Source organism: Arthrobacter ulcerisalmonis, from assembly GCF_900609065.1.
In the GTDB taxonomy this organism is placed as follows: domain Bacteria; phylum Actinomycetota; class Actinomycetes; order Actinomycetales; family Micrococcaceae; genus Arthrobacter; species Arthrobacter ulcerisalmonis.
The window spans coordinates 1-23,400 of sequence record NZ_UXAU01000023.1 but is presented as its reverse complement, the minus strand read 5'-3'; the positions used below and the strand labels follow the sequence as shown (position 1 = coordinate 23,400).

Genomic DNA, 23,400 nt, shown 5'->3' with positions numbered 1-23,400 from the left:
CTCGCGGGCGTGGGCCCATCCACCCGCCTTGCGTCTCACTACCCACGCTCCCCATAGAATGGGCTGATGACCTTAAGCGTTGCGCCCCGCACTGACATCCAGGAGGGGACCCGGACCAGAGCAGAGGAAGCCACTGACTCCCTGACGGCGCCGGACGTCCCCTGGAACCTGGTGATCTGGAACGATCCCGTCAACCTGATGAGCTACGTCAGCTACGTCTTCCAGAGCTACTTTGGCTACTCCGAAACCAAGGCGAACAAGCTCATGCTGGAGGTCCACAAGAAGGGCCGCTCGATCGTCACCAGCGGCAGCAAGGAACAGGTGGAGCGCCACGCCGTCGCCATGCACGGGTTCGGCCTGTGGGCAACGGTGGAGAAGGCAAGTGGCGGTTCCGGTGGGAAATCCGGCAAGAACGGCGGACCCGGCAAGGGCAAGGGAAATCGTGGCTAAGGCATTCAAATACGGGCTCAAAGGCATCACCGGCTACCTCGAACCCGCGGAGCGGGAACTTGTCCGCAGCCTCATCGACGACGTCATCTCCATGCTCGAACCTGAGGAAATTGCCGAGCAGGATCCGCTGGCAGCCCTGATCGGGCTGGACATGGACGTGGATACGCCCACGGACCGCGCGGTCCTGCGGCTGCTTCCCAACGTCATGAAGAACGACGACGGCGCGTCCCTTGAGTTCCGCCAGCTTACCGAACGCACGCTGCGGGAAACCAAGGTGGGCGCCCTGCGTGCCGTGGCCCTGGATCTTGACCGGGACGAGCTGGTCCTCACCGCCGATGCCGCTCGGCACTGGTCGATGGCCCTGAACGATGTCCGGCTGGTCCTGGCTGAGCGGCTGGACATCCGGGACGAAGCCGACGCCGAACACGTCCACCGCATGCAGGACTGGTCGCAGGCCGAAGACGTGGAAAGCTACCTGGCGCTGGTCTACAACTTCACTACTTGGCTGCAGGAATCCCTGGTCCAGGCGATGCTGCAGTCGATCGAGACGCGGCGCTGAGGTGCACCAGCTGATGGCTGAGTCATCCGCTGTGACACACCAGACATGAGTCACGGAGCACAAGGTGATGGCTGAGGGCTCGGGGAACCCCTATCCTCGAATAATCATGACTACAGCTTCGAGCATGGATCCATCAGCAGCGGTTCCGTTGGCCAACGGCGCCACCGAAGAACTGGCCGCTGCGCTGGAATCACGCCCCATTGGCGTTTTCGATTCAGGTGTTGGCGGGCTGACCGTGGCCCGGTCCATCATTGACCAGCTTCCCAACGAAGCAATCCTCTACGTCGGCGACACCGCCCACGGACCCTACGGCCCCTTGCCCATCGCCGAAGTCCGCGCCAATGCCCTCGGCGTGATGGACGAACTGGTGGACTCCGGTGTGAAGCTGCTGACCATCGCCTGCAATTCGGCGTCGGCCGCGGTGCTCCGCGACGCCCGCGAGCGTTACACCGCCAGGTACGGGATCCCGGTCATCGAAGTGATCCAGCCCGCGGTGCGCCGCGCCGTCGCTGCGACCCGGACCGGCCGGGTGGGCGTGATCGGCACCTCCGCCACCGTAGGTTCACGCGCCTACGAGGACACGTTTGCCGCCGCGCCCGACCTTGCCATCACCTCCGTTGCCTGCCCAGAGTTCGTCAATTACGTCGAAGCGGGCATCACCACCGGCCCGGATCTGTTGGCCGTGGCGTCGGAATACCTGGCCCCGCTCAAGGCTGCAGGAGTGGACACCGTGGTCCTGGGCTGCACCCACTACCCGCTGCTGACCGGGGTGATCTCGTTCGTGATGGGCGCCGAGGTGACCCTGGTGTCCAGCGCCGAGGAAACGGCCAAGGACGTCTACCGGGCGCTGGCCACGCGCAACCTGCAACGCACCGATACCTCTGCGCCTCAACACCATTTCGTGGCCACCGGTGACGCTGGCCAGTTCGAGACACTGGCCCGTCGCTTCCTGGGCCCGGAAGTCCTCTCCGTGCAGCACGTTGACCACGTGGCGGCCCAATATCCAACGGGCAGCCTGGCCCGCATCACTCCCGAGATGATCGCCGCCGCGCAGAGCGCCAGCAACCGGCCGCGCATCTCCAACTTCGTGGCCGGCCGGCTCGCGGGGACCGGTCGCAGTGGAAGGCCCAGCCTATGAAGCTGACCATTGTTGGCTGCACGGGTTCTTTTCCTGGACCGGGTTCACCGGCGTCGTGCTACCTCCTGACGGCCACGGACGGGGAACGGACCTGGAAAGTGGTGATGGATCTCGGCAGTGGCGCCCTCGGTGCAATCCAGCGCTACACCGATCTCGAGGACATTGACGCCATCTTCCTGACCCATCTGCACCCCGACCACTGCATGGACCTGTGCGGGTTGCACGTGGCAGTGCGGTGGAAGCCGGGCGGCTGGGACCGCGGCCGGATTCCGGTCTGGGGACCTGCGGCCACGGCGGACCGGATGGCCACGGCCTACGGGCTGGATCTGGACCCGGGCATGCACGAGGAGTTCGACTTCACCAACTGGGCCGAACAGGTGCCCGTCACGGTGGGGCCGTTCACCGTCACCCCGTATTCCGTCAACCACCCCGTCGAAGAGGCGTACGCCCTCCGCGTTGATGTGACCGAACCCGACCGCGACGGCAATCTGGTCAGCCGCGTCCTGACCTACTCCGGGGACACCGACTCCTGCCAGGGCCTCGAAGACGCAGCCCGCAACGCGGACCTCTTCCTCTGCGAGGCGGCCTTTGAGGAAGGGCGCGACGACGACATCAAGGATGTGCACCTCACCGGCAAGCGCGCGGGCGAGGCAGCCGCGGCAGCAGGCGCCCGCCGGCTCCTGCTCACGCACATCCCCGTCTGGACCTCACCCACCACGGTGATGGCAGAGGCCCGGCCCGTCTTTCCAGGCGATGTGGCAGTTGCCGTAGCCGGCGTGCACTACACGATCTGAGGGCAGCATTAGTTCGTTGCCGGTTCGGGGGCACCAGCCGCACTCGATAAGCTGGTGGCATGACTTCTGATGCAACCGCAGTGCCTCCTGTCCGCGCCGATGGCCGCACCCCCGATCAGCTCCGGCCCATCAGCATCACGCGAGGCTGGTCCAACCAAGCCGAAGGCTCGGCGCTGATCGAATTCGGCAACACCCGGGTGCTGTGCACGGCGTCGCTGACAGCAGGGGTGCCGCGGTGGCTCAAGGGCGAAGGCCGTGGCTGGGTCACCGCCGAGTACGCCATGCTGCCCCGCGCCACCAACACCCGCTCGGACCGCGAGTCGGTCAAGGGCAAGATCGGCGGCCGGACGCACGAAATCTCCCGCTTGATCGGCCGCTCGCTGCGCTCCATCATCGACACCAAGGCGCTGGGCGAAAACACCATCGTGCTGGACTGCGACGTCCTGCAGGCCGACGGCGGCACCCGCACCGCAGCGATCACCGGCGCCTACGTGGCGCTTGCCGACGCCATCCGTTTCGCCCGCGACAACAAGCTCATCAACAAGAACGCCCAGCCACTGGTGGACACCATCGCCGCGGTCTCCGTGGGGATCATCGACGGCGTTCCCATGCTGGACTTGCCGTACGTGGAGGATGTCCGGGCCGAAACCGACATGAACGTGGTGGTCACCGGATCCGGCAAGTTCGTTGAAGTTCAGGGCACTGCCGAGGGCGCGCCGTTCGACCGGGCTGAGCTGGACAAACTCCTGGACCTGGCGCTGCTCGGCACCACGCAGCTTGCAGCCATCCAGCGCGAAACGCTGGCAGACAACCTGTGACCGACCCCGCCGCACCCCGGCTGGTCCTGGCCACCCACAACGCGGGCAAGCTCCGCGAATTGCGGGAGCTGCTTCGCGGCCAGGTGCCAGGGCTCGACGTCGACACCCAGGTAGTGGACGCCGGCGCCGTGGGTGCCCCGGACGTCGTCGAAACCGGCGTCACCTTCGCGGAGAACTCTCTCCTTAAGGCTCGGGCGGTTGCCGCGGCCACCGGGGTGGTAGCCATCGCCGACGACTCGGGCCTTGCCGTGGACGTCATGGGTGGCGCACCTGGGATTTTCTCGGCGCGCTGGTCCGGGAAGCACGGCGACGACCAAGCCAACCTGGACCTGCTGCTGAAGCAGCTGGCCGATATTGCGACCGAACATCGCGCTGCGGCGTTTGTCTGCGCCGCCGCGCTGGCCGTTCCCGGTACCTCGGCAGCACCGGGCCGCGAAGACGTGGAGTACGGGCAACTCGAGGGCACGCTGCTGTTCGCCCCCAGGGGTGCCGGCGGCTTTGGCTACGATCCCATCCTGCAGCCGCTGGGCGAGGACCGGAGTTGCGCCGAGCTCACGCCAGCCGAGAAGAACACCATCAGCCACCGGGGCAAAGCCTTCCGGGCGTTGCTGCCGGCGATCATCGCTGCGCTGAACAACGACGGCGACTGACGCCGTCGAACGCTATGCAAAAAGGCGTCCTTCCCACACTGGTGGGAGGGACGCCTTTTGCTTTGCTGGCCCGGCTAGGGGCGTTGTTCCGGCTCCGGATCGCTGATGGTCCGGGGCGTCTTGTGCTCAACCTCCGGTGTGTGTTCCTCGATGAACTCGTCAACGGGGTCGGTGCCATACGCCGTGGCCTGGCGCTTGGCGGCGAGCCCGCGCAGGACCTCGATGCCGATGGGCAGGACGGACACCAGGACGATCAAGATGAAGATGATGTCGAGGTTGTCGCGGACCCAGGGCACCCGGTTCCCCAGGAGGTAGCCCAACAAGGTCACGCCGCCGCCCCAGAGGACCGCGCCGATCACGTTGAAGAGGAAGAACTTGCGCTTGTCCATTTGCGCGACGCCGACGATTACCGGCACGAAGGTGCGGATAATGGGGACGAAGCGTGCCAGGATCAACGCCTTGCCGCCGTGCTTCTCGAAGAAGGCATGGGCGCTCTCCACGTTCTCGCGCTTGAACAGGCGTGAGTTGGGCTTGTTGAAGATGGCTGGACCGGCTTTGGAACCGATCAGGTAGCCCGTCTGGTTGCCAATGATGGCCGCGATGATGATCAGCAGGGCCAACAGCCAGACGTTGAACTTGATCGTGTCGGTGGCGACCAACAGGCCCGCGGTGAACAGCATGGAGTCGCCCGGCAGGAAGAAGCCCACCAGCAGGCCGGTCTCGGCGAAGACAATGCCGCAGACCAGCAACACCACCCAGGGAGCCAGCGCAGGATCGGCCAGGAAGATCTGGGGGTTCAGCCAGTCGGGGAGGAACGATGCCAGCTGTGGCTGCACCGGTCCCGCACCGCCCAGCATGGACACAGCAAGGTCGTTCATCAAGGGGAGGTTCACCTTTCAAGGGTACTTGACATGCTTAGGTGACTTGGTTGTATGGTTAGTTACACAAGTAATGAACCAGCTGAGCTTGCGGCTTGACTAGCACATCAGAAAAGGCGGTGACCCGTGATCGATGACAGTAGGCCTATCTACCTGCAGATCGCCGCGCTGATTGAAAACGACATTGTGGACGGCGCGTTGGCTGAAGAAACCCAAGTGCCGTCCACCAACGAGTTCGCGGCGTTTCACCGCATCAATCCGGCCACGGCAGCCAAAGGCGTCAACCTGCTCGTGGACGACGGCATTCTCTACAAGCGACGGGGGATCGGCATGTTCGTGGCCACGGGAGCGCGAAGGGTCCTCGTGGCCCGGCGGACCGAAGAATTCTATGAGCAGTACGTTCGGCCGCTGGCGGCGGAGGCCCAAAAACTCGGGATCCCCGCCGTCGAGCTGAGCCAGATGATCATCCGCGGCGCCAACGCCGCGCAGGAAGGCAACCAAGAAAGGAGCGCGGCCTTATGAACGCAGTGGTTGAGGCCCGGAATCTGACCAAACGCTACAAGGACGTGCTTGCTCTCGACGACGTCTCCGTGACGCTCACCGCCGATCGGATCTACGGACTTCTGGGCCGCAACGGAGCCGGCAAGACCACCCTGATGTCCATCATCACGGCGCAGTCATTTGCCAGTACCGGCCAGGCCTTGGTTTTTGGCGAAGAAGCCTACGAGAACGACGCCGTGCTGCGGCGGGTGTGCTTCGTCCGAGAGTCCCAGCGCTACCCGGATGACTTCGCGGCCCGGCACGCGTTCAAGGCGGCGCAGTTGATGTTTGCCAACTGGGACCAGGAGTTTGCCGATCGGCTCGTGGCGGACTTTGGGCTTCCCCTCAAACGGCGGATCAAGAAGCTGTCGCGTGGGCAACTGTCCGCCGTCGGGGTCATCATTGGTCTGGCCGCTCGGGCGGAACTGACGTTCTTCGACGAACCCTACCTGGGGCTGGATGCCGTGGCGCGGCAATTGTTCTACGATCACCTGCTGGCCGACTTCACCGACCACCCACGGACCGTGGTGCTGTCCTCACACCTCATCGATGAGGTAGCCAACCTGCTGGACCACGTGATCGTCCTGGACCAGGGCAAGGTCCTGATCGACGCCGAAGCAGAGGAACTGCGCGGATCGGCCGCCACGGTGGTGGGCACCGCGGCCGTGGTGGACGGTTTCACCGCTGGGATGGCAATCCTGCACCGCGAAACCCTCGGCTCAGTTGCCTCGGTGACGGTGGACCAGGTGTTGACGGCCGCGCAGCGGATCGAAGCCCAGAGCCTGAGACTGGAGCTGGCGCCGGTGCCGTTGCAGCAGCTGGTGGTGCGAAAGACCACAGGAAACAGCCGACCCCAACCGGGCCTGGCAAAGAGAGCAGAACTGGATGCAATGGAGGCAAGGCAATGAGCCGGACGCTGTCAGTGGCAAGGATGCAACTGGTCACCAAGTGGACGTACGTGGGCAGCCCGCTGCTGATCCTGGCCGTCACGTTCATCCTGTCCCTCGCAATCTTCGCGCTGATCCCGGTCTCCGCGCCGAAATTCAGCGGTGGCAGCCAGGCACCCCTCTGGTACTTCATGGTGCTGGGCATCCAGGGAATGACCATGGCCTTCCCGTTCTCGCAGGCACTGAGCATCAGCCGGCGGGCCTACTTCCAAGGGACCCTGGGTGTCTTTTCGGCGCTTGCAGTGGTGATGACCGTGATCTACCTGCTGGGAGCCATGGTGGAACGGGCCACCGGTGGTTGGGGCATGAATGGCTACTTCTTCAACATTCCCTGGATCTCCGAGGGACCTTGGTACGGCACCGGCGTGTTCTTCTTCGCAGCGATGATGTTGATGTTCATCCTTGGCTTCTGGTTTGCCACCATCTTCAAACGCTGGGGGGCCACCGGGCTGCTGGTTTCGCTCATTGGCACCGGAGTGCTCCTGGTGGGGATCATCGCGGTCACCACCGTCAACGAGTGGTGGGGCAGTGTTGGGGCGTGGTCCAGCGAGCAGTCACCTCTGACCTTGGGGCTCTGGGCAGTCGTGTTGTCCGCACTGCTGGCCGGCGGATCGTTCCTCACGCTGCGGCGGGCAACCCCGTAAAAGGTGACCTCCCGCCGTCGTCCGCGTGATATCCATGACAGGGCCGCCCCGGTAACACCGAAGCGGTCCTGTCCGGCGGTAAAGTATGGGCGTGGGTTTGGACTTTACGGCGATCGATTTCGAGACGGCCAATGGCTTCCGGGGCTCGCCCTGCTCCGTGGGGCTGACCAAGGTTCGGGGCGGCCGCGTGGTGGCGGAAGCGTCCTGGTTGATGCGACCGCCGGCCCGGCACGACCACTTCGAGTATCACAACACCCGCATTCACGGCCTCACCGCCGCTGACGTGGCCGGCCAGCCTCGGTTTGGTGAGCTGTTCCCCGAAATCGGGGCGTTCATTGGCGATGACATCCTGGCCGCCCACAATGCCGCGTTCGATCTCGGCGTGATCCGTTCGGCCCTCGAAGTCTCGGGGCTGCCCGGACCCGCCTACGACTACGTCTGCACCGTCATGCTGTCGCGCCGCTGCTACTCGCTCGTCTCGAACTCGCTGCCGTTCGCCGCCGAGGAAGCCGGCGTACCGCTGGTCAACCACCACGATGCCACCGAGGACGCCCGTGCCTGCGCGGGAATCCTGATCGACATCGCCCGACGCAACGGCGCCAACAGTGTGGCCGAGCTGTACCTCTCCCTGGGATTGGTCATGCCACACCAGGACGCTTTCGACCCAGCCGTTGACCCGCTCTCGAAGCCGAGCCTGGCGGCGTTGTCCTCCGGGAATGGTGCCGCGCTGGTCCGACCCTTCCAGTCGGGCTGGCCCGACGAAGGTGCCAATCCACCACCCAATCCCGCCGCCGCGCCAGGGCACCCGCTGTACGGGCAGACCGTGGTGTTCACCGGCGAACTGGCTATCAGCCGGCCTGAAGCCAAGATCCTCTCCGCCGAACTCGGCGCGCAGCCCGAAAGCCGCGTCACCGGCCGGACCACAGTCCTGGTGGTGGGGGATGGCTTCGTTGCCGCAGACCTGCGATCCGGCCGGCTGACCGGAAAAGCCAAACGCGTCCTTGACCTGCATGACAAAGGCCAGGCCATCGAGGTCATCTCCGAAGGGGAGTTCCTGCAGATGGTGGGGAGTCTGGCCGCCGCCGCGACGTAGCTGCTGTTGCTCCTTGGTCCGACTCGAGTCGGTTCGGTGCATGCTGCAGCCCGGTTGTGGCTGGCCTGATTGGTGGGCGAGTATTCACAAGGGGCAACATTTCTTTCCCTTGGACCGGGGCGCTCCTACCCTTGGCTCATGAGTTCCCTGTTTGCGTTCCCCAATCCCGTCAACGAGTACGCCGCCCGCGTGACAGCTGGCCTGGTGGTGGGGCTCGCGCTCCTGACAGCCCTGACCGGTTCGGTCTGGGGATTCGCGGCGCTCGCAGTGGGCTTCTGGCTGCGGGTACTCTTTGGGCCCCGGATCTCGCCGCTGGCCTTGCTCTCCGTCAAAGTCATCACGCCCCGCTTGGGCAAAGTGCGGTTGGTGGCTGGCCCGCCCAAACGATTTGCCCAAGGCATCGGAGCAGCTGTCACCACGATTGCGCTGCTGCTCTTTCTGGCCGGCGTCGTCCCGGGAGCCTACGCAGGGTTGGCCATGATTGTGGTGGCTGCATCGCTTGAGTCCTTCTGGGGATTCTGCGTTGGCTGCGTGATCTTCGGCTTCCTACAGCGCCGCGGCCTCATTCCAGACGACATCTGCGAGGCCTGCAACAACATCAGCCTTCGCCGACCGTAACTCCTACCAGCAGGGCAGCCATGCCCCGGATGACCTCCTGGCCTTCAAGTTCTGCCAGCCATTCTTCGGGCAGGCACGCTTCGCCGTAGTAAGTACCCAGGATGTTCCCCGCAATGGAGCCTGTAGAGTCGCTGTCGCCGCTGTGATTGATGGACAAGGCAATGGCGGCGCGAAAATGTTCAGTGGCGGCGGCCGGGTCCCGGTGCTCATCCTGTCCGGGCTGGGTGGCGAGGACCGCGTAGAGCCCGACGGCGAGCGCTTCCTCCGCGACCCAGCCTTCACCCAGTGCGGCCACGAGTTCCTCCGGGCTGACCGGGCCCCGGCGGGCGAGCTCAACGGCGGCTTCAAGGTGCAGGGGCAGTTCCTGCACAACGTGGGGGAGGTTCGCTGCGCCCGTGCGTACGCGGTCCGCCGCTTCATCCAGGGTCGCGCCGGAGACCAGGTGGTGGATCAGCAGACTGAACATGCCAGCACTTTGCCGCGCTGAGGCGTGCCCGTGCGTCAGGCATGCGGCGTCGGAACTCAGGGTGTAGACGGCGTCGGCTGGGATATGCGGGATGAGGCCGAACGGAGCAGAGCGCATCACGGTCCCACAACCCTTCGAGTCCGGGTTGACGGGGCGGATGGAGGTGCCCATCTCACCGGTGGCCAGCCCGGACACGCACGCTTTGCCGGGGTGGCGCTGCTGGTGCAGGACACTATTCGAGTCGATCCACCGGGGCTGCGGGACCGGGGCTTTGGCCGACGCTTCGACGCCCTGGGTGCCCAGCCAACGGAGGTAGGAGAGCCAGAGGCAGGCGTTGGCGTCGGCGCCCACCCCCGAGTTGGCCCACTCGAGGGCCTCGACTAAACCGTCCACCGTGTAGAGGGTCATTTGGGTGTCGTCGGAGAAGTGGCTGGGGGCGCCAACTGCGGCGAAGCCGTTAAGGCCGCGTGCCCCGTACCTGTGCCGGATGTCCTCGATGGAGTCGAACTCGACGGCGTAGCCCAGTGAATCCCCGAGCGCCCCGCCCAGCAGGCAGCCGTAAATGCGGGACGTGGCCGTGACGGCAGGTTCGATGCTCATGCTGCAAATTTACCGTGGCCGCGGCAGGGCCATGGCCGGGCTGGTTTGTCGGTGCCGCTCGCTAGCATGAGGGGGTGCCCCGCTCGCTGCTCCTTCATGCCGACGCCGATGCTTTTGCCGCGTCCGTGATTATCCGACGGCGGCCCGAACTCGCCGCCGTGCCCATGGCTGCAGTAGCCCACGTCTTTGTGGCCAGCGCTAATTATCCGGCTCGCCGTTGCGGTGTCCATGCCGCCATGCTCGTCCGGGAGGCCCAACAGCTGTGCCCCGAGTTGACCTTGGTTGATGTGCCGCTTGCAGAGGTAGAGGACGCCAGCGATGCCTTGATGGATCTCTTTGGCGAGCTCGCGGACGCTGTGGAGCCGGGGTCCATGGAGGAAGCCTTCCTCGATGTCGGAGCCACGGATGCGGGCGCGGCCCACACCGCGGCCCGTGAGGTTCGACGGCGGGCTGCCGCAGATTTGGGCCTACCGGTCACCGTGGGGATTGGCCGGACCAAGCTGATGGCCAAGCTCGCCTCCCGGGCCGCCAAACCCGATGGCCTAGGAATGCTCGGCCCGGACCAGGAGGCGGACCTGCGCGCTCACCTGCCCCTGACAGAGGCTTGGGGCGTCGGAGCCCTGACGGTCCAGCGGTTGCAGGCCATCGGCGTCGTTCGCCTCCAGGATCTGGACGCTGTTTCGGGGGCGGAACTGGATGCCGTGTGCGGCACGGGCATGGGGCGGCGGCTCCGCAGCTACCGGGATGGCACGGACGACGCCGAGGTGCGGCCCGTCGCGGCGCGCACCGTCCTGAAAGCGGAGGCAGCCACGGCCGGCTATCGTCGGCCGGACGCCACCCCGCTGGAGATGGTGGCCGCGTGCACCGAGCGGGTGTGCCGGCGAGCAAGCAGGGCCGGCCTGGTGGGTCGGGGAGTGACGCTCATGCTGCGGCCGGAGCAGGGCGGAAAACCCCGCACCTATCGGCACGTGGAGCCGGATCCGAGCGCGGACAGCTCCTTGTGGCTGCCCATCGCGGCGGGGATGATCAATCACGTTGCGTTGCCGCCGTTTCAGGGACTGAGCGTGAGCCTGACCGGGCTCCAAGCTGCAAGCCAGGTTCCCGCTACCCTGTTTTGACCGGAGTTCCCGGCCGCAGCCAGATCGCAGTTCGCGGCAAACCCGGTGCCCACCATTGCCGCTACTTGGCATCTCGGCGAGGGGCAAGCGTCCAGCTAACGCACAGGCGCGGCTGGCAAAATAGCCGGGTTGCCAGGCGGCAGCACACCCCGTTTCGCACCAACCAAAGGTTTCCCATGAGCACGCTCGTCCCCGCCCGGTCCGACGCACCCCAGCCAGCTGGTCCTGGTCTTGGTCTGCTGCCCCGCTTGGGCGCCGAGGCGTTCGGAAGCTTGTTCATCTCGGTGGTGGCGCTCGGCGTACCGCTGTTCAGCATCCCGCAGACCAGCCCGCTGCCTGCCACGCTGGCCGCCGGCCTCGCCGTCACTGCTGCCATGCTCGCCGTGGGGCACGTTTCGGGTGGTCACTTCAACCCCATCATTACCCTGGGCCACCTGGTTGCCGGTCGTATTCGCGCCGGTCACGCCGCAGCGTACGTCCTGGCGCAGTTGGTTGGCGCAGTCATCAGCGCCGTCGCCCTCTTCGGCGTCCTCCGCACCCTGCCGGCCATCCAAGACAGCCGGACAGCGTTCGACACCGTCGCCGCAGGCTTCGGCGAGCACTCCATCGTGCAGGCGCCGGTGGCCGCCGTGATCCTCCTCGAACTGCTGGGTTCGCTCATCCTCGTCGCCGTTTTCCTGGGCGCCACCACCCGCGGCAATGCTGCCCGGGCCGCCGCACCCGTGGCGGTGGGCCTCGCTTTTGCGGGCTTGCTGCAGCTGGGCCAGACCATCGGCAACCTCCCGTACAACCCCGCCCGGGCGTTGGCTTCGGCGTTCTTCAGCTCCGGCTGGGCCATCGAGCAGGTCTGGGTTTTCGTCCTGACACCCCTGACCGGCGCCGCCATCGCCGGGCTCCTCTTCCGCAGCTTCTCGGCAGTCCCGACCGCAGCCGTGGCACTCATCAGTGACCTCGAGGACGACGCCGAGGCAGACGAAACCGACACGGACGACGACGCCGAGGCACCCGCCGTCGTCCCCTCACCTGCAGAAACGCCCGCCGATGCCGTGCCCGCCCCCGCTACGCCGGCCACCTCACCCACTGTGAACGCGGCCCGGAACAGCAACGAGGCCCAGGAATTCTTCGACGGCAAGCGCAGCTGAGCCGGACGCGAGTAATCCACATAGCGAAGCCGGTGCGCCGAACTGTCGGTGGCACCGGATAACTTAGAAATATGCGGTTAATCCATACTTCCGATTGGCACCTGGGCCGGTCTTTCCACGGCGTCGGAATGCTTGACGCCCAGCGGAGCTTTGTCGACCAACTCGTGGGCGCCGTGCAGACCCACGGGGTGGACGTGGTGTTGATCGCGGGGGATGTGTACGACCGTGCCTTGCCAGGCGTTGACGTGGTGAAACTCCTCGATGATGCCCTGGTCCGGCTGACGGCGGCTGGTGCCAAGGTGGTCCTCACCAGCGGCAACCACGATTCCGCCATCCGGCTGGGCTTTGCCTCGTCATTGCTTGAACGCGGGGGAGTCCACCTCCGGACCAGGGTGGAGAACCTCGCAGAACCGCTGATCCTGCCATTGGGACTCGATGCCCAGGGAGCTGAGGCGGTGCTGGCCATCTACGGCATCCCCTGGCTCGAGCCCAGGATGGTTGCCGATCACTTCGGTGTGCAGCCCAACCATTTCGATGTTACGCAGGCAGCAACAGCGCAGGTCACGGCGGATATTGCAGTGCGCGACGAAAAAACTACGGTGCACTCAGTGGTGCTGGCCCACACCTTCGCCAGCGGCGGGATCAGCTCGGAGAGTGAGCGGGACCTCAGCATTGGTGGCGTCGGCGCCGTCCCGCTGGATCTCTTCGCCGAATTCAGCTACTCGGCGCTGGGGCACCTGCACGGCCGCCAGACGCTGGCGCCCAACGTCCGCTACTCTGGCTCGCCCCTTGCCTACTCGTTCTCGGAAGCTGGCCACCGCAAGGGCGGCTGGTTGGTAGATATTGGCCCGAACGGTGTCGAAGCTGTCGAGGACATCGGCTGGGATGCGCCGCGGGAACTCGCCGTGCTGCGCGGTGCGCTGCGGGACCTCCTCGACGCCTCCGAGCATGCGTGGGCCGAGACCGCCTACTGCCAGATCACCCTGACGGATGCGCAGCGGCCCGCCCGGGCCATGGACCAGGTGCGGGCCCGATTCCCCGACACCCTGGTCCTCAACTTCGATCCGGTGGGCGGCCCGTCAGCAACCGCCAGCACGTACAGCAGCCGGCTTGCCGGCGCCCCTGACGACTTGGCGGTCTGCTGCGGCTTTCTCTCGCACGTGCGCGGCCGGGATGCTGACGCGGCCGAGCAGGCAGCCCTGGCTTCGGCGCTGGACAATGTCCGGATTGAGGAGGCGTCCCGGTGAGGATCCACCACCTGAGCATCTCTGCGTTCGGTCCCTTCGCGGGAACGGAGGAGATCGACTTTGACCGGTTGAGCGCCCACGGCCTCTTTCTCCTCAACGGGCCAACGGGTGCTGGCAAAACCAGCGTCCTCGATGCCATCTGCTTCGCCCTCTACGGGTCGGTTCCCGGCGCACGGCAGGACGGCAAACGCCTCCGCAGCGATCACGCAGACCCGGCCCAGGAACCTGCTGTCAGCTGCGAATTCACCGCCCAGGGCCGTCGGTTCGAGGTGACGCGCTGGCCAGCCTGGAACAAGCCCAGCGCGCGTGGCAAGAACGGCTACACCACGCAACAGGCTAAAACACTGTTGCGTGAACGCGTGGACGGCAGCTGGCAGGAAAAGTCTGCCCGAAACGATGAGGCGGGAGCCGAGATCCTCGCCGTCCTGGGGATGAGCCGGGAGCAATTCACGCGCGTGGTCATGCTGCCGCAGGGTGATTTCGCAGCATTCCTTCGGTCCAAGGCCTCTGACCGGCTTGACCTGCTGCAGCAACTCTTCGGTACCCAACGCTTTGAAGCCGTGGAGAAGGAGCTGGTGCGCCAGGCGGCAGCGGCCAGGGATGAGGTCGCGGCGCTGTTCAGCCAACTGGCCATGTTGTCGGCCCGGGCAGAGTCTGAGGTCGCCGACTTGGAATTGGTGTACGACGACGCCGTCCCGGCGGAGGAGACCCCCGAACGTCTCGCGTGGCTCAGCACTGCCGTGGCCGGACAGGTGCAGGCTCTCGCCGACGTTGCAGTGACGGCCCGAGCGGACGCTACGAACCGCGCTGACGCCGTCGCCGCAGAGGAAGCCCGCCAGCACCGAAGCGCCATGTTGGTTTCGGCCACGGCACGGGAGGAGGCTGTCCAGCAGGCCGCACCCGGCATGGCGGATCAGACAGCGCGCCTGGAACGCCACCGGCAAGCCGAAGTGTTGGCCGCGCAACTCCAGGCCGTGGACACCAGCTTGGCTCGGGCCGACGCTGCTGAAAGTGCAGCCGAATCGGCGCTCACCCTGCTCCGCATGGCGGCCGCAGAAGACGTGGAATTGGCGCAGCTCGACCTGACCGAGCGTGAACCGGGAGAAAGCGGTCTCGACCCCACCGGTGGGGCGTTTGCTTCTCAGGTGGCAGAGACCGAACTTGGCAGGCTACGGTCACTGTTGGCCGTGGTGGAGGATCGGCTTCCGGATGAGGACCGGCTGCGAGATCTGCGACGCCAGCATTCCGCAGCCTTGGATCAGCACACGGCCGTGACCACCACGCTGCAGGAGCTGACCGCGCGTGAAGCCCGGCTTGCCACGGAGCGGGCTGATCTCCGCAGCGGATTGCCGGACCTGGAGGCACTGGCCGGGGAGCTGGCACTGCGTACCAAAGCGGCAGCGGACGCCCACGATCTTGTGTTGATTGTCCGGAAGTACAGTACGGCAGCACAGTCCCGGGACACCGTCCAGGCTCGGTTCGAGCAGGCCCGGGAAGTTCGGCTGGACACCAAGCAGCGCTGGCTCGACCTGCGCGAAGCCCGGCTCTTGAACGCTGCCGCTGAGCTTGCGGCGCAGCTGGCAGCAGGCGGCGCATGCCCTGTCTGTGGCAGCACCGACCATCCTGCGTTGGCTGTTTCGGCAGCCAGTGGGCCCGGACTGGCCCAGGCAGAGGAGATGGCCGCAGCTGAGCACGATGGCGCCGAGGCCGTGTTTGCGCAGGTTGCCGCGCTGCTGAACGACGCCGATCAGCAGGTGGCCGTCCTTGCCGGGCAAGGCGGAGCTACCCCTGAGGCTGAGGCTGTTGCGGCAGCAGCAGGCTGCCGGGAGGCCGCGGCTGATGCTCAGGACGCCAGCGAGCGGCTCGCGATGGTCCGGGACCGGCTCCAGGACCTTGAGTTGGTCCTGGAGAGTTCGGTTCAGCAGCGGACCAGCCTTGAATCCGAGTTGTCGCAAGCAACGGCTGCCATGGCGTCGTTCGCCGAGCAGACTGACGCCTTGGACGAAGCGCTGCTCGAGTTGCGCAATGGACATCGGAGCCTGCCGCAGCGTTTGCGTGCCTTGGAAAGCGCCGTCGACGTCCTTGCCAAGGCCATCAACGCCCAAGAGCAACGTGACCGGGCACGTTCGGCTGCTGTGGAAGCCCGGGAGCAGTTGGCGGGCGCGTTACCCGACGCGGGTTTCGACAGCGCCGAGGAAGCCAGGAACCAGCTGCTGGATCCGGCCCAGGTGCTCCAGCTTCAGGCCAGCATCAGGGGCACCCTGGATGAGGCCGCGCGGGTCAGCGAACTCTTCGCCTCGCCCGATCTGGTCCTGGCCAAGCAGGAAGCAGCAGCGGGAGGTAACCTCGGTCCCCAGGGTTTGCTGGCACTCCGCGAGGCTTCCGCCGAAGCGGACGCGCTGGCGCGGGACGCGGAGTTGTCAGCCGGGATGGCCCGGCGGTGCCTGGTATCGGTGCAGACCATTCGCGCCGAGTACGCTCAGCTTGCTGGCTCGGCGGAGGGGCCCGCGGAGAACGCGCGCATGCTGGCGGGTCTTGCCGACGCCGCGTCCGGGCGAGGTGACAACACCTACAGGATGAGCCTCAACAGCTATGTCCTTGCCGCTCGCCTGGAGCAGGTTGCAGCTGCGGCTTCGGAGCGGCTGGTGGCCATGAGCGATGGCCGCTACCTTTTGCAGTACACCGATGCGAAAGCGGCCAAGGGGGCCAAGTCCGGGCTCGGTTTGGAAGTGGTGGATCAGTGGACGGGTTTCCGCCGCGACACGTCCACGCTCTCCGGCGGTGAGTCGTTCATGGCATCTCTGTCCCTGGCCCTCGGCTTGGCAGATGTTGTCCAGCAGGAGTCTGGCGGGGTGGAGATCGAGACTCTCTTCGTGGATGAGGGCTTCGGCAGCCTGGATGAGCAATCGCTCGAGCAGGTCATGGATGCATTGGAGGGACTTCGCGACGGCGGCAGGGTGGTGGGGTTGGTCAGTCACGTTGCCGAAATGAAGCAACGGATCGGCGTCCAGCTGCAGGTCATCAAGGCCCGGAACGGGTCAAGCCTGCGCATTTCAGATGCGGTGGAACTCACAGACTAGGAGCGTGGAACCCGGTATCATGGTGGTGTTACCGGGTTTCGCGCATCGGGAGGAGGGACGATGCGCACTACTTGAACGAGCCCGGAATTGACACCCTCATCTTCCCCGGCGTCCAGCACTGTCGACGCCTCCATTGCCCCTGATGACCAGCCCGCAGCCAAAGGCCGGTTTGCCCGGCTCCCGCACCTCGCGGGCCGGAGTTTCCTACCCATTGGGCTGTTTGCCAGGCTGCCACTGGCCATGCTCACTGTTGGCACCCTGACGCTTGTCACCTCAGTCAGCGGATCTTATGCCGTGGGTGGGTCCGCGGCTGGCGCCGTCGGTATTGGTTCGGCGGTCGGCGCACCCGTCCTGGGAGCACTGGCGGACAAACTGGGTCAACGCCCAGTCCTCCTGGTGGCGGCCATCCTCAACACCGTGGCCGTGCTCGCCGTCATCCTGGCAGCTGTCACGATGGGCGACGCCGGCGGATTCCCCCTTGCCGTGCTGATCGCCGCATTCCTGGCCGGTGGAAGCTGTCCGCAGGTTGGGCCGCTGGCCCGTGTCCGGTGGATGGCGCTGACGTCACGCGGCAAGCCCACGCAGAACTCCCGCGACCTTGACACCGCCTTGTCCTACGAGGGCACCGCCGATGAAGTCACGTTTGTGCTGGGACCGGCCTTGGTGGGGATCTTGGCCAGTGCGGTGGCGCCCTGGCTGCCCCTGGCCGTTGCCGCCGCCATGACCATCACCCTGGTTCCGGCGTTTGCGTCCCACCCCACCCACCAGGCGGTACCCGTTAGCCGGCGCGCCACCAAACGCCCCGGCTCCGACCCTGGCGCTGTTCTCGCGGAGTCAGCCACCTCCTCCGCTCCCGCGCCGAAAATGCCCTGGACCGTGGCCCTCCCCGTGGTGGCGATGGTGTGCATGGGCACGTTCTTTGGTTCCACCCAGGCGGCACTAAGTGCCTTTTCGGCAGGTTTCGGTGGCTCGGAACTGGCCGGATTGCTGTACGCGGTGATGGGTTTGAGCTCGGCAGTGGCGGCGCTGTCCGTGGCCTACTGGTCGCCGAGGTTCACGCTACAACTACGGTGGCTCCTAGCTGCTGCAGCCATGGCCGTCTTCGCCGTCCTTCTGCTGCTCCCCAGCTCTCTGGGGGCCATGGTGGTGGTCCTGCTGGTCCTGGGCATCCCTGTGGGTCCGGTCATGGTGACCGTCTTTTCGGTCGGCGGGAAGCTGGCACCGGCTCGTCGGCTGGGGACCGTCATGACGGCCTTGGCCAGCGGCATTGTGGCGGGGACGGCACTCGGTTCGTCGATTGGTGGCGGCTTGGCGCAGTCCTTCGGCTACTCGGCTGCGTTCCTCACGCCCGTTGCTGCGGCAGTTGCTTTGGCCCTTCTGGGTGCGGGAGCCGCCGTCGTCCTCGGTCGGAGAGGCGCGCGGTAACTCTTGGGTGCGGGAGCCGCCGTCGTCCTGGGCCGGAAACGAGCGCGGTAGCAACCCGCCGCGTGCCCTGCTAAACTAGGAGGCTTTCGATTCTCGCGGCGCTGGCGGCCAGCGCCGCGCCCACCGCAGCGGGTTCGTGCGCTGTCCGGATGTACACAACAGCCAAAGCGGCGGGTCGACCGCCCGGGATGCGGACCGGCGATGCCAGTGAGGTGACGCCTGCAATCACCTCGTCGTGGCTGTCCGCGTAGCCGCGCTGCCGGGCTTCGGCCGCTTCGGCGCGGTAGCCGACGCCGGTGCCCAGCTGATCCCATTCGGCTTCAGTCATGGTGGATTGGATCGCAATTCCGGGTGCGCCCGCGTTGAGCGGATGCCTGCTGCCCGGGTGCTGCGCCACCGTTCCACCCACATGGCGTGGCTCCACGGCCACCAGGGTGATGCAGTCGTGCTGGTCCCACAGCGCCACGAAGGCAGTCATGTCCAGCTGATTGGCCAGTTGGGTCAACTCCGGAAGCGCCGCCGTCTGCAGGTCCTTCGAGACTCCGCGGGCCAACACCGCCAGCCCGGGACCAGGCTGCATCCGGCCTGAACCATCACGTTTCAGCAGCGAGTGGTCTTCCAAGGTCCGCAGGATCCGGTACGCCACCGAGCGGTGCACGCCCATGGCATCCGCAAGCTCGGCAATGGTCAGCGGGCCGGGCGCGGCCGCGAGGATCTCCAGCGCGCGGATACCACGGGACAAGGTCTGCGAGGGGGATGCAGTTGGCGGCGCCCCGGCCTGTGCTGCAGCGGAGGAAGTCATGCAATCCATCCTAGGGCCCGGCAGTAAAAGCGGGCTCGAGATGTGGCGCTACGCCCTACCGGCGAGCCTGGCTTTGTGCGTGCCGGCCTGCTCGGACACCAGCAAGCCCGGCGTGCCAGCATCAGCCGCGCGTGAGGGCTGCGATGGCGTCCTGATCGGTGAGCTGGGCAAAGTTCCGGTAGAAGAGGCCCACAGCCCGGAACTTACCGGGCAGGTGCAGGCAGAACACGGCATCGCAGACTTCCTCGGCGGAGGCTTCTGCATCTACCGATCCCACGGGGGCCGCAGCGATCACGGACGCTGCGCCGCTGGCCCGGACCGCAGCCACAGCGGCCCGCAACGTGGCGCCGGTGGCCAGTCCATCGTCCACCAGGAGGACCGTCTTGCCCGCGACGCTGGGCTCGGATTCCAGGTAAAGGTCCGCGCGTCGCCGCAGCTCGGTGCGTTCCAGGTCCTCAACGTGCTTAAGATCTGCTTGTGTCACGCCGTGGACCAACACCCGGTCCAGAAGTGGGCGATTGAGGATCCGGACAGTCCGTCCCGAGGACCATGCCAAAGCGCCGAAAGCCGTCTCAGGGTGTCCAGGGATGCCCAATTTTCGGACCAACACCGTCCCAAGAGGCAGGAACAGCGTCTGGGCAACAGCCGCGGCAACCGGGATCCCGCCGCGCGCCAACCCCAACACCACGGTGTCTGGCTGCTCACGAAATTGAGTCAACACGGCAGCAAGCTGTCGACCGGCATCAGAGCGGTCATCGAAGCGCGTTCCCATGAATCCCTTCCGGCCCAACTGCCATGTTGGACATCAGCCTACAGCCGGCATCCCGCCACGGCTTTGCACGCCGGACAGCCCTCTTGGCAGCCGGGTCAGAGGCAGCGCCGCACCGCGACCCTATCGCGCCAGAAAGGCGATCGCGGCTTCCTTGAAGGCCCTGCTGGTGACGGCGTTGGTGTGCGTCCGGTTGGGGAGCACCAACTGCTCCACGGTGGCGCCGGCAGCGGTTGCCAGTTCAGCAAGTTCGGGCAGCGCGCCCACCCTTTCGTCCTGGTCTCCGGAGACCAAGAGGATGGGGACGTGCGGCACGGCCTTGGCCGGATCGTACGGCTCGTCTTTGATGGCTTCGACGAGGGTGAGCAGGGCAAAAATGTTGTTGCTGGGCAACAACAACGCCATCTTGAGGAGCCGCGCAGTGGACTCATCGGCGATGGGCGTTCCGTCGGCCAGGAAATCCTGGGCGGCGACCAGATCGAACTCGGCGAGCGGGTCGGCCACGTTGGCCCCACCCAGTACCAGCCTGTGCACCAACTCCGGCTGGGTAGCCCCGAATTCCCACGCGAGCCGGGCCCCCAGGGAATAGCCCACCACGTCGAGCCCGCTGGCAGGGTTCCCGGCCTGCAGGGGGCGGGCGCCGGCGTCGACCGCTGCCTGCAGGAGGTCGGCGCGAATCTTGCTGGGGGAGTACGCATCGCGCTCATCGGGAGCGCCGCTGAGACCGTGGCCGGGCAGGTCCACGGTGATGACGCGGCGGCCAGCATTGAGCAGGGCAGCCACCCAGCCGGTATCGTCCCAGTTCAGCTTGCTGGAGGAAGAGAAACCATGGATCAGCAGGACAGGCCGGAGCCCGGCGTCGGACTCGGGCTCGTGCACCGCGACGTGCAGCTGCGGATCGATGCCCTCCACCGTGTGCGTCTGCTGGATACCGGTGTGCCTGCCGCTCATAGTGTCAGTCCTCGTCAAGTACGGCGCTCAGGCGGACCCGGCGCGTGGGGGCCTCTTCCGCCGGCACCGTGCCCACAATTCCGGCCGTCTTGTCCGGAACGTCAAACACAATCAGAGGCTCGCCAACACTAATCCGTCCGCCAGCCTCGCCGAAGGTACGCACCACTTTACCTGCCTGCGGGCTGGGCAGTTCGACGGCGGATTTGCTGGTCTCCACCTCCACGAGCGGTTGGTTGCGCTCCACCATGTCGCCCGGTGAAACCAGCCATTCCAGCACCGTCGCTTCGATCAGGCCCTCGCCAAGATCCGGCAGGGGAAACGAAAGTTCAGCCACGGCGATACTCCAATACACGTTGGATTCCATTGAGGATGCGGTCAATATTGGGGATGTATTCATCTTCCAGATCTCCGGCCGGGTATGGCACATCGAATCCGGTCACACGTTCCACGGGTGCTTTGAGCGTGTCGAAACAGCCTGCGGTGATGAGTTGGGCGACCTCCGCGCCAAGGCCCGAGGTCAGCGGCGCCTCATGCACGACGACGGCGCGCCGCGTCTTTTGCACGGACCGCACCATCGCCGGGGCATCCAGCGGCTTGAGCCAGCGGAGGTCCAAGACCTCCACGTCGACGCCGTCCTCGGCCGCCAGTTCGGCAACCTGCAGGCACCGCGCCACCATGGCGCCCCAGGCGATGAGAGTTAGGTGCCTGCCCTCGCGGACGACCTTGGCACCTGTTCGTGGTCCAGCATCGGCCAGGTCTACCGGGCCCTTCTGCCAATAACGCGACTTCGGTTCCATGAAAATCACCGGATCGGGCCGTGCCGCGGCGTACTTGAGCAGGTGGTAAGCCTCTGTGGGCGACGACGGCGACACCACCTTGAGCCCCGGAACGTGCGCAAACAAAGCCTCAAGGGATTCGCCGTGGTGTTCAGGTGCCCGGATTCCGCCGAAACTTGGCACCCGCAGGGTGATGGGCATGGGCAAGGTGCCCCGGCTTCGGTAGTTGACCCGCGCGATCTGGCAGACAATCTGGTTGATGGCGGGGTAGGCGAAGCCGTCGAACTGCACCTCGGGGATGGGATGGAATCCGGCCATGGCCAAACCGGCTGCCATGCCCAGGATCCCCGACTCGGCCAGTGGGGTGTCGAAAACCCTGGCGACGCCGTGCTTGGCCTGCAGCCCGTCGGTGATCCGGAAGACACCGCCCAGTTGGCCGCAGTCTTCGCCGAAGATGACGGACTTGGGGTCCTCAAGGAGTATCTCATCCAACGCCCTATTCAGCGCTTGCTGCATGGAAAGTTCCAGCACGTTGGTGGCGGGGTCCGCCGTGGTTTCGAGGGATGTTTTAGACATGTTCGGACTCCTTCCGCCAGCGGGCCGCCTGGTCATCGAGGGTGGGCGTTGACTCCTGGAACACCAGGCTGAACATTTCGGCGCCGGGGCGTGGGCCCAGCGCGCCCAGTCCGTGCCGGAGGGACTCTTCTTCGGCTTTGGCGGATTCGGCAACGGCGAGGAAGAAGGCCTCGTCGGCCACTCCTTCGGTGAGCAGCACTTGGCGGAACCTGACCAGGGGGTCGGGGCCGGCGTCGTCGTGCTCCGCTGCCAAGGTGCGGTAGCGGCCTGGATCGTCGGCTGTAGAGTGCGGCCCGCGGCGATAGGTCATGGCTTCAATGAGGACGGGGCCATGCCCGGCGCGGCTGTGGGCCAAGGCTTGCCGGGTGGCCTGCAGGACTGCCACCACGTCGTTGCCGTCGATGTGCAGGGCGGGGATTCCATAACCGGCCGCGCGGGCAGCAACAGTGCCGCCGGCCACCTGGCGTTCAGTGGGGACGGAAATGGCCCAGCCGTTGTTCTGCACGAAGAACACCACTGGTGCCTGCATCACGGCGGCGAAGTTCAGGGCCTCGTGCACGTCGCCCTGCGAGGAGGCGCCGTCGCCGAAATAGGTGAGGGCCACACCGTCCTGGCCAGCCAGGGTCTGGCCGTGGGCCCAACCGACGGCGTGCAGGACCGAACCGGCCACCACGGCCTGAATGGGGGCGAGCCGGGACTGCTGGGGATCGTAGAGGCCGCCATGCCACGTGGCCTTATGGGTGGACATGTACGCCACCATGTCCACGTTCATGGCGCGGGCCACGCCCATCTCCCGGTACGTGGGGAAGACAAAGTCCCGGGTCAGATCCACGGCGTAGCCGCTGCCCACTTGGGCTGCTTCCTGGCCAAGTTCCGGGGCATAACCGGGGATGAGGCCCTGCCGTTGCCACGCCACGGCGGACGTGTCGAGATACCGGACGGTGGCCATCAGCCGGTAAAGGTCCCGGAGTTGCTCGGGGGTGGGCGGCGGCGCAGACGTGCCAGCGGCCAGGGGGAGAAGGTCCATGGCTGTGACCCTAGTCACCATGCCGAAAGTGTGCAATCGGCTTAGTGTTTAGTGCTCAAACTGCCACGGGTTGGCTGCTTGGAGACGCATAGGCCGTGCAGTCTGTATAGCGCCCCCTCTCCCAACTAGGTAGCGCTAACGCTCGATGTCAAGCTGTGTGGAGTCATGCGGCTTTGTTTTTTGGTTTCTCGTTTGGCAGGTTGATCCCTACCGTGCCAGCGGGCGTCGGTGTCCTCGGGCGGGCGCTAAACCGTTCGGGGTGTGCTTGGAAATAGCGTTGCAGGGCGGTTTC

At 66.0% G+C, this 23,400-nt stretch carries 24 protein-coding genes; 16 read left to right on the top strand and 8 right to left on the bottom strand.

Features of this window, described 5'->3' with window-relative positions; genetic code table 11:
• Positions 1-66 precede the first annotated feature (66 nt).
• From clpS to rdgB, 6 genes are all read left to right on the top strand, one after another.
• A complete protein-coding gene (clpS, locus tag PSET11_RS07980; RefSeq protein ID WP_124091580.1) occupies positions 67-450 on the top strand; it encodes an ATP-dependent Clp protease adapter ClpS in 384 nt (127 codons plus the stop codon).
• Positions 443-1,009: a DUF2017 domain-containing protein gene (locus PSET11_RS07975; protein ID WP_124091579.1), complete on the top strand. Its 567-nt coding sequence runs from the start codon at positions 443-445 to the stop codon at positions 1,007-1,009. Before clpS ends, PSET11_RS07975 begins: the two co-directional genes overlap by 8 nt.
• A 124-nt stretch (positions 1,010-1,133) precedes the next feature.
• Positions 1,134-2,147 carry a glutamate racemase gene (gene murI / locus PSET11_RS07970; protein ID WP_238989082.1) on the top strand — a complete coding sequence of 338 codons (1,014 nt, stop codon included), beginning with the start codon at positions 1,134-1,136 and terminating at the stop codon, positions 2,145-2,147.
• Positions 2,144-2,941, top strand: a complete 798-nt coding sequence (locus PSET11_RS07965; protein WP_124091577.1) for an MBL fold metallo-hydrolase — start codon at positions 2,144-2,146, stop codon at positions 2,939-2,941. The genes murI and PSET11_RS07965 overlap by 4 nt, the downstream gene beginning before the upstream one ends.
• A 59-nt stretch (positions 2,942-3,000) precedes the next feature.
• Positions 3,001-3,759 (top strand): ribonuclease PH, encoded by a 759-nt coding sequence (gene rph / locus PSET11_RS07960; protein WP_124091576.1) that lies wholly within the window; start codon positions 3,001-3,003, stop codon positions 3,757-3,759.
• A complete protein-coding gene (rdgB, locus tag PSET11_RS07955) occupies positions 3,756-4,409 on the top strand; it encodes an RdgB/HAM1 family non-canonical purine NTP pyrophosphatase (protein ID WP_124091575.1) in 654 nt (217 codons plus the stop codon). The genes rph and rdgB overlap by 4 nt, the downstream gene beginning before the upstream one ends.
• A 74-nt stretch (positions 4,410-4,483) precedes the next feature.
• On the opposite strand, the gene PSET11_RS07950 is transcribed toward rdgB, so the two are convergent.
• Positions 4,484-5,287, bottom strand: coding sequence for a DedA family protein (locus PSET11_RS07950; RefSeq protein ID WP_124091574.1), 804 nt, complete (start codon positions 5,285-5,287; stop codon positions 4,484-4,486).
• Positions 5,288-5,413: 126 nt separating this feature from the next.
• Between PSET11_RS07950 and PSET11_RS07945 the strand changes: the two genes are divergently transcribed.
• The 5 genes from PSET11_RS07945 to PSET11_RS07925 all read left to right on the top strand — a co-directional run bounded on the left by PSET11_RS07945 (position 5,414) and on the right by PSET11_RS07925 (position 9,129).
• Positions 5,414-5,809 carry a GntR family transcriptional regulator gene (locus PSET11_RS07945; protein WP_203415937.1) on the top strand — a complete coding sequence of 132 codons (396 nt, stop codon included), beginning with the start codon at positions 5,414-5,416 and terminating at the stop codon, positions 5,807-5,809.
• Positions 5,806-6,735, top strand: coding sequence for an ABC transporter ATP-binding protein (locus PSET11_RS07940; protein WP_124091573.1), 930 nt, complete (start codon positions 5,806-5,808; stop codon positions 6,733-6,735). Before PSET11_RS07945 ends, PSET11_RS07940 begins: the two co-directional genes overlap by 4 nt.
• Entirely contained in the window at positions 6,732-7,418 is a 687-nt protein-coding gene (locus tag PSET11_RS07935; protein WP_124091572.1) for a hypothetical protein, read from the top strand. The genes PSET11_RS07940 and PSET11_RS07935 overlap by 4 nt, the downstream gene beginning before the upstream one ends.
• A 91-nt stretch (positions 7,419-7,509) precedes the next feature.
• Complete coding sequence (locus PSET11_RS07930; protein WP_124091571.1) at positions 7,510-8,511, top strand: 3'-5' exonuclease; 1,002 nt, start codon at positions 7,510-7,512, stop codon at positions 8,509-8,511.
• Between the two features lie 138 nt (positions 8,512-8,649).
• The gene (locus PSET11_RS07925; RefSeq protein WP_124091570.1) at positions 8,650-9,129 is read left to right on the top strand and encodes a DUF4395 domain-containing protein; all 480 of its coding nucleotides are present in this window, start codon (positions 8,650-8,652) and stop codon (positions 9,127-9,129) included.
• Here the strand turns inward: PSET11_RS07925 and PSET11_RS07920 are convergent.
• Positions 9,110-10,195 carry an ADP-ribosylglycohydrolase family protein gene (locus tag PSET11_RS07920; protein WP_124091569.1) on the bottom strand — a complete coding sequence of 362 codons (1,086 nt, stop codon included), beginning with the start codon at positions 10,193-10,195 and terminating at the stop codon, positions 9,110-9,112. The two genes, PSET11_RS07925 and PSET11_RS07920, sit on opposite strands and share 20 nt — an antisense overlap.
• A 74-nt stretch (positions 10,196-10,269) precedes the next feature.
• Between PSET11_RS07920 and PSET11_RS07915 the strand changes: the two genes are divergently transcribed.
• The 5 genes from PSET11_RS07915 to PSET11_RS07895 all read left to right on the top strand — a co-directional run bounded on the left by PSET11_RS07915 (position 10,270) and on the right by PSET11_RS07895 (position 18,207).
• Positions 10,270-11,313, top strand: coding sequence for a Y-family DNA polymerase (locus PSET11_RS07915; protein ID WP_124091568.1), 1,044 nt, complete (start codon positions 10,270-10,272; stop codon positions 11,311-11,313).
• A 176-nt stretch (positions 11,314-11,489) separates the two neighbouring features.
• Positions 11,490-12,455: an MIP/aquaporin family protein gene (locus PSET11_RS07910; protein WP_124091567.1), complete on the top strand. Its 966-nt coding sequence runs from the start codon at positions 11,490-11,492 to the stop codon at positions 12,453-12,455.
• A 71-nt stretch (positions 12,456-12,526) separates the two neighbouring features.
• The gene (locus tag PSET11_RS07905; protein ID WP_124091566.1) at positions 12,527-13,702 is read left to right on the top strand and encodes an exonuclease SbcCD subunit D; all 1,176 of its coding nucleotides are present in this window, start codon (positions 12,527-12,529) and stop codon (positions 13,700-13,702) included.
• Positions 13,699-16,782, top strand: coding sequence for an AAA family ATPase (locus tag PSET11_RS07900; RefSeq protein WP_124091565.1), 3,084 nt, complete (start codon positions 13,699-13,701; stop codon positions 16,780-16,782). Before PSET11_RS07905 ends, PSET11_RS07900 begins: the two co-directional genes overlap by 4 nt.
• Positions 16,783-16,869: 87 nt before the next feature.
• Positions 16,870-18,207, top strand: coding sequence for an MFS transporter (locus PSET11_RS07895; protein WP_377947241.1), 1,338 nt, complete (start codon positions 16,870-16,872; stop codon positions 18,205-18,207).
• 70 nt (positions 18,208-18,277) lie between these two features.
• Here PSET11_RS07895 and PSET11_RS07890 read toward each other — a convergent pair whose 3' ends face one another.
• The 6 genes from PSET11_RS07890 to PSET11_RS07865 form a co-directional block, all read right to left on the bottom strand.
• Positions 18,278-19,009, bottom strand: coding sequence for an IclR family transcriptional regulator (locus PSET11_RS07890; RefSeq protein ID WP_124091564.1), 732 nt, complete (start codon positions 19,007-19,009; stop codon positions 18,278-18,280).
• Positions 19,010-19,130: 121 nt separating this feature from the next.
• Positions 19,131-19,781 carry a phosphoribosyltransferase gene (locus PSET11_RS07885; protein WP_124091563.1) on the bottom strand — a complete coding sequence of 217 codons (651 nt, stop codon included), beginning with the start codon at positions 19,779-19,781 and terminating at the stop codon, positions 19,131-19,133.
• A 120-nt stretch (positions 19,782-19,901) separates the two neighbouring features.
• On the bottom strand, positions 19,902-20,729 hold the full coding sequence (locus PSET11_RS07880; RefSeq protein WP_124091562.1) for an alpha/beta fold hydrolase: 828 nt from the start codon (positions 20,727-20,729) through the stop codon (positions 19,902-19,904).
• Between the two features lie 4 nt (positions 20,730-20,733).
• Positions 20,734-21,063 (bottom strand): biotin/lipoyl-containing protein, encoded by a 330-nt coding sequence (locus PSET11_RS07875; RefSeq protein ID WP_124091561.1) that lies wholly within the window; start codon positions 21,061-21,063, stop codon positions 20,734-20,736.
• Positions 21,056-22,081, bottom strand: coding sequence for an alpha-ketoacid dehydrogenase subunit beta (locus tag PSET11_RS07870; protein ID WP_124091560.1), 1,026 nt, complete (start codon positions 22,079-22,081; stop codon positions 21,056-21,058). Before PSET11_RS07870 ends, PSET11_RS07875 begins: the two co-directional genes overlap by 8 nt.
• Positions 22,074-23,108: a thiamine pyrophosphate-dependent enzyme gene (locus PSET11_RS07865; protein ID WP_124091559.1), complete on the bottom strand. Its 1,035-nt coding sequence runs from the start codon at positions 23,106-23,108 to the stop codon at positions 22,074-22,076. The genes PSET11_RS07870 and PSET11_RS07865 overlap by 8 nt, the downstream gene beginning before the upstream one ends.
• Positions 23,109-23,400 lie beyond the last annotated feature (292 nt).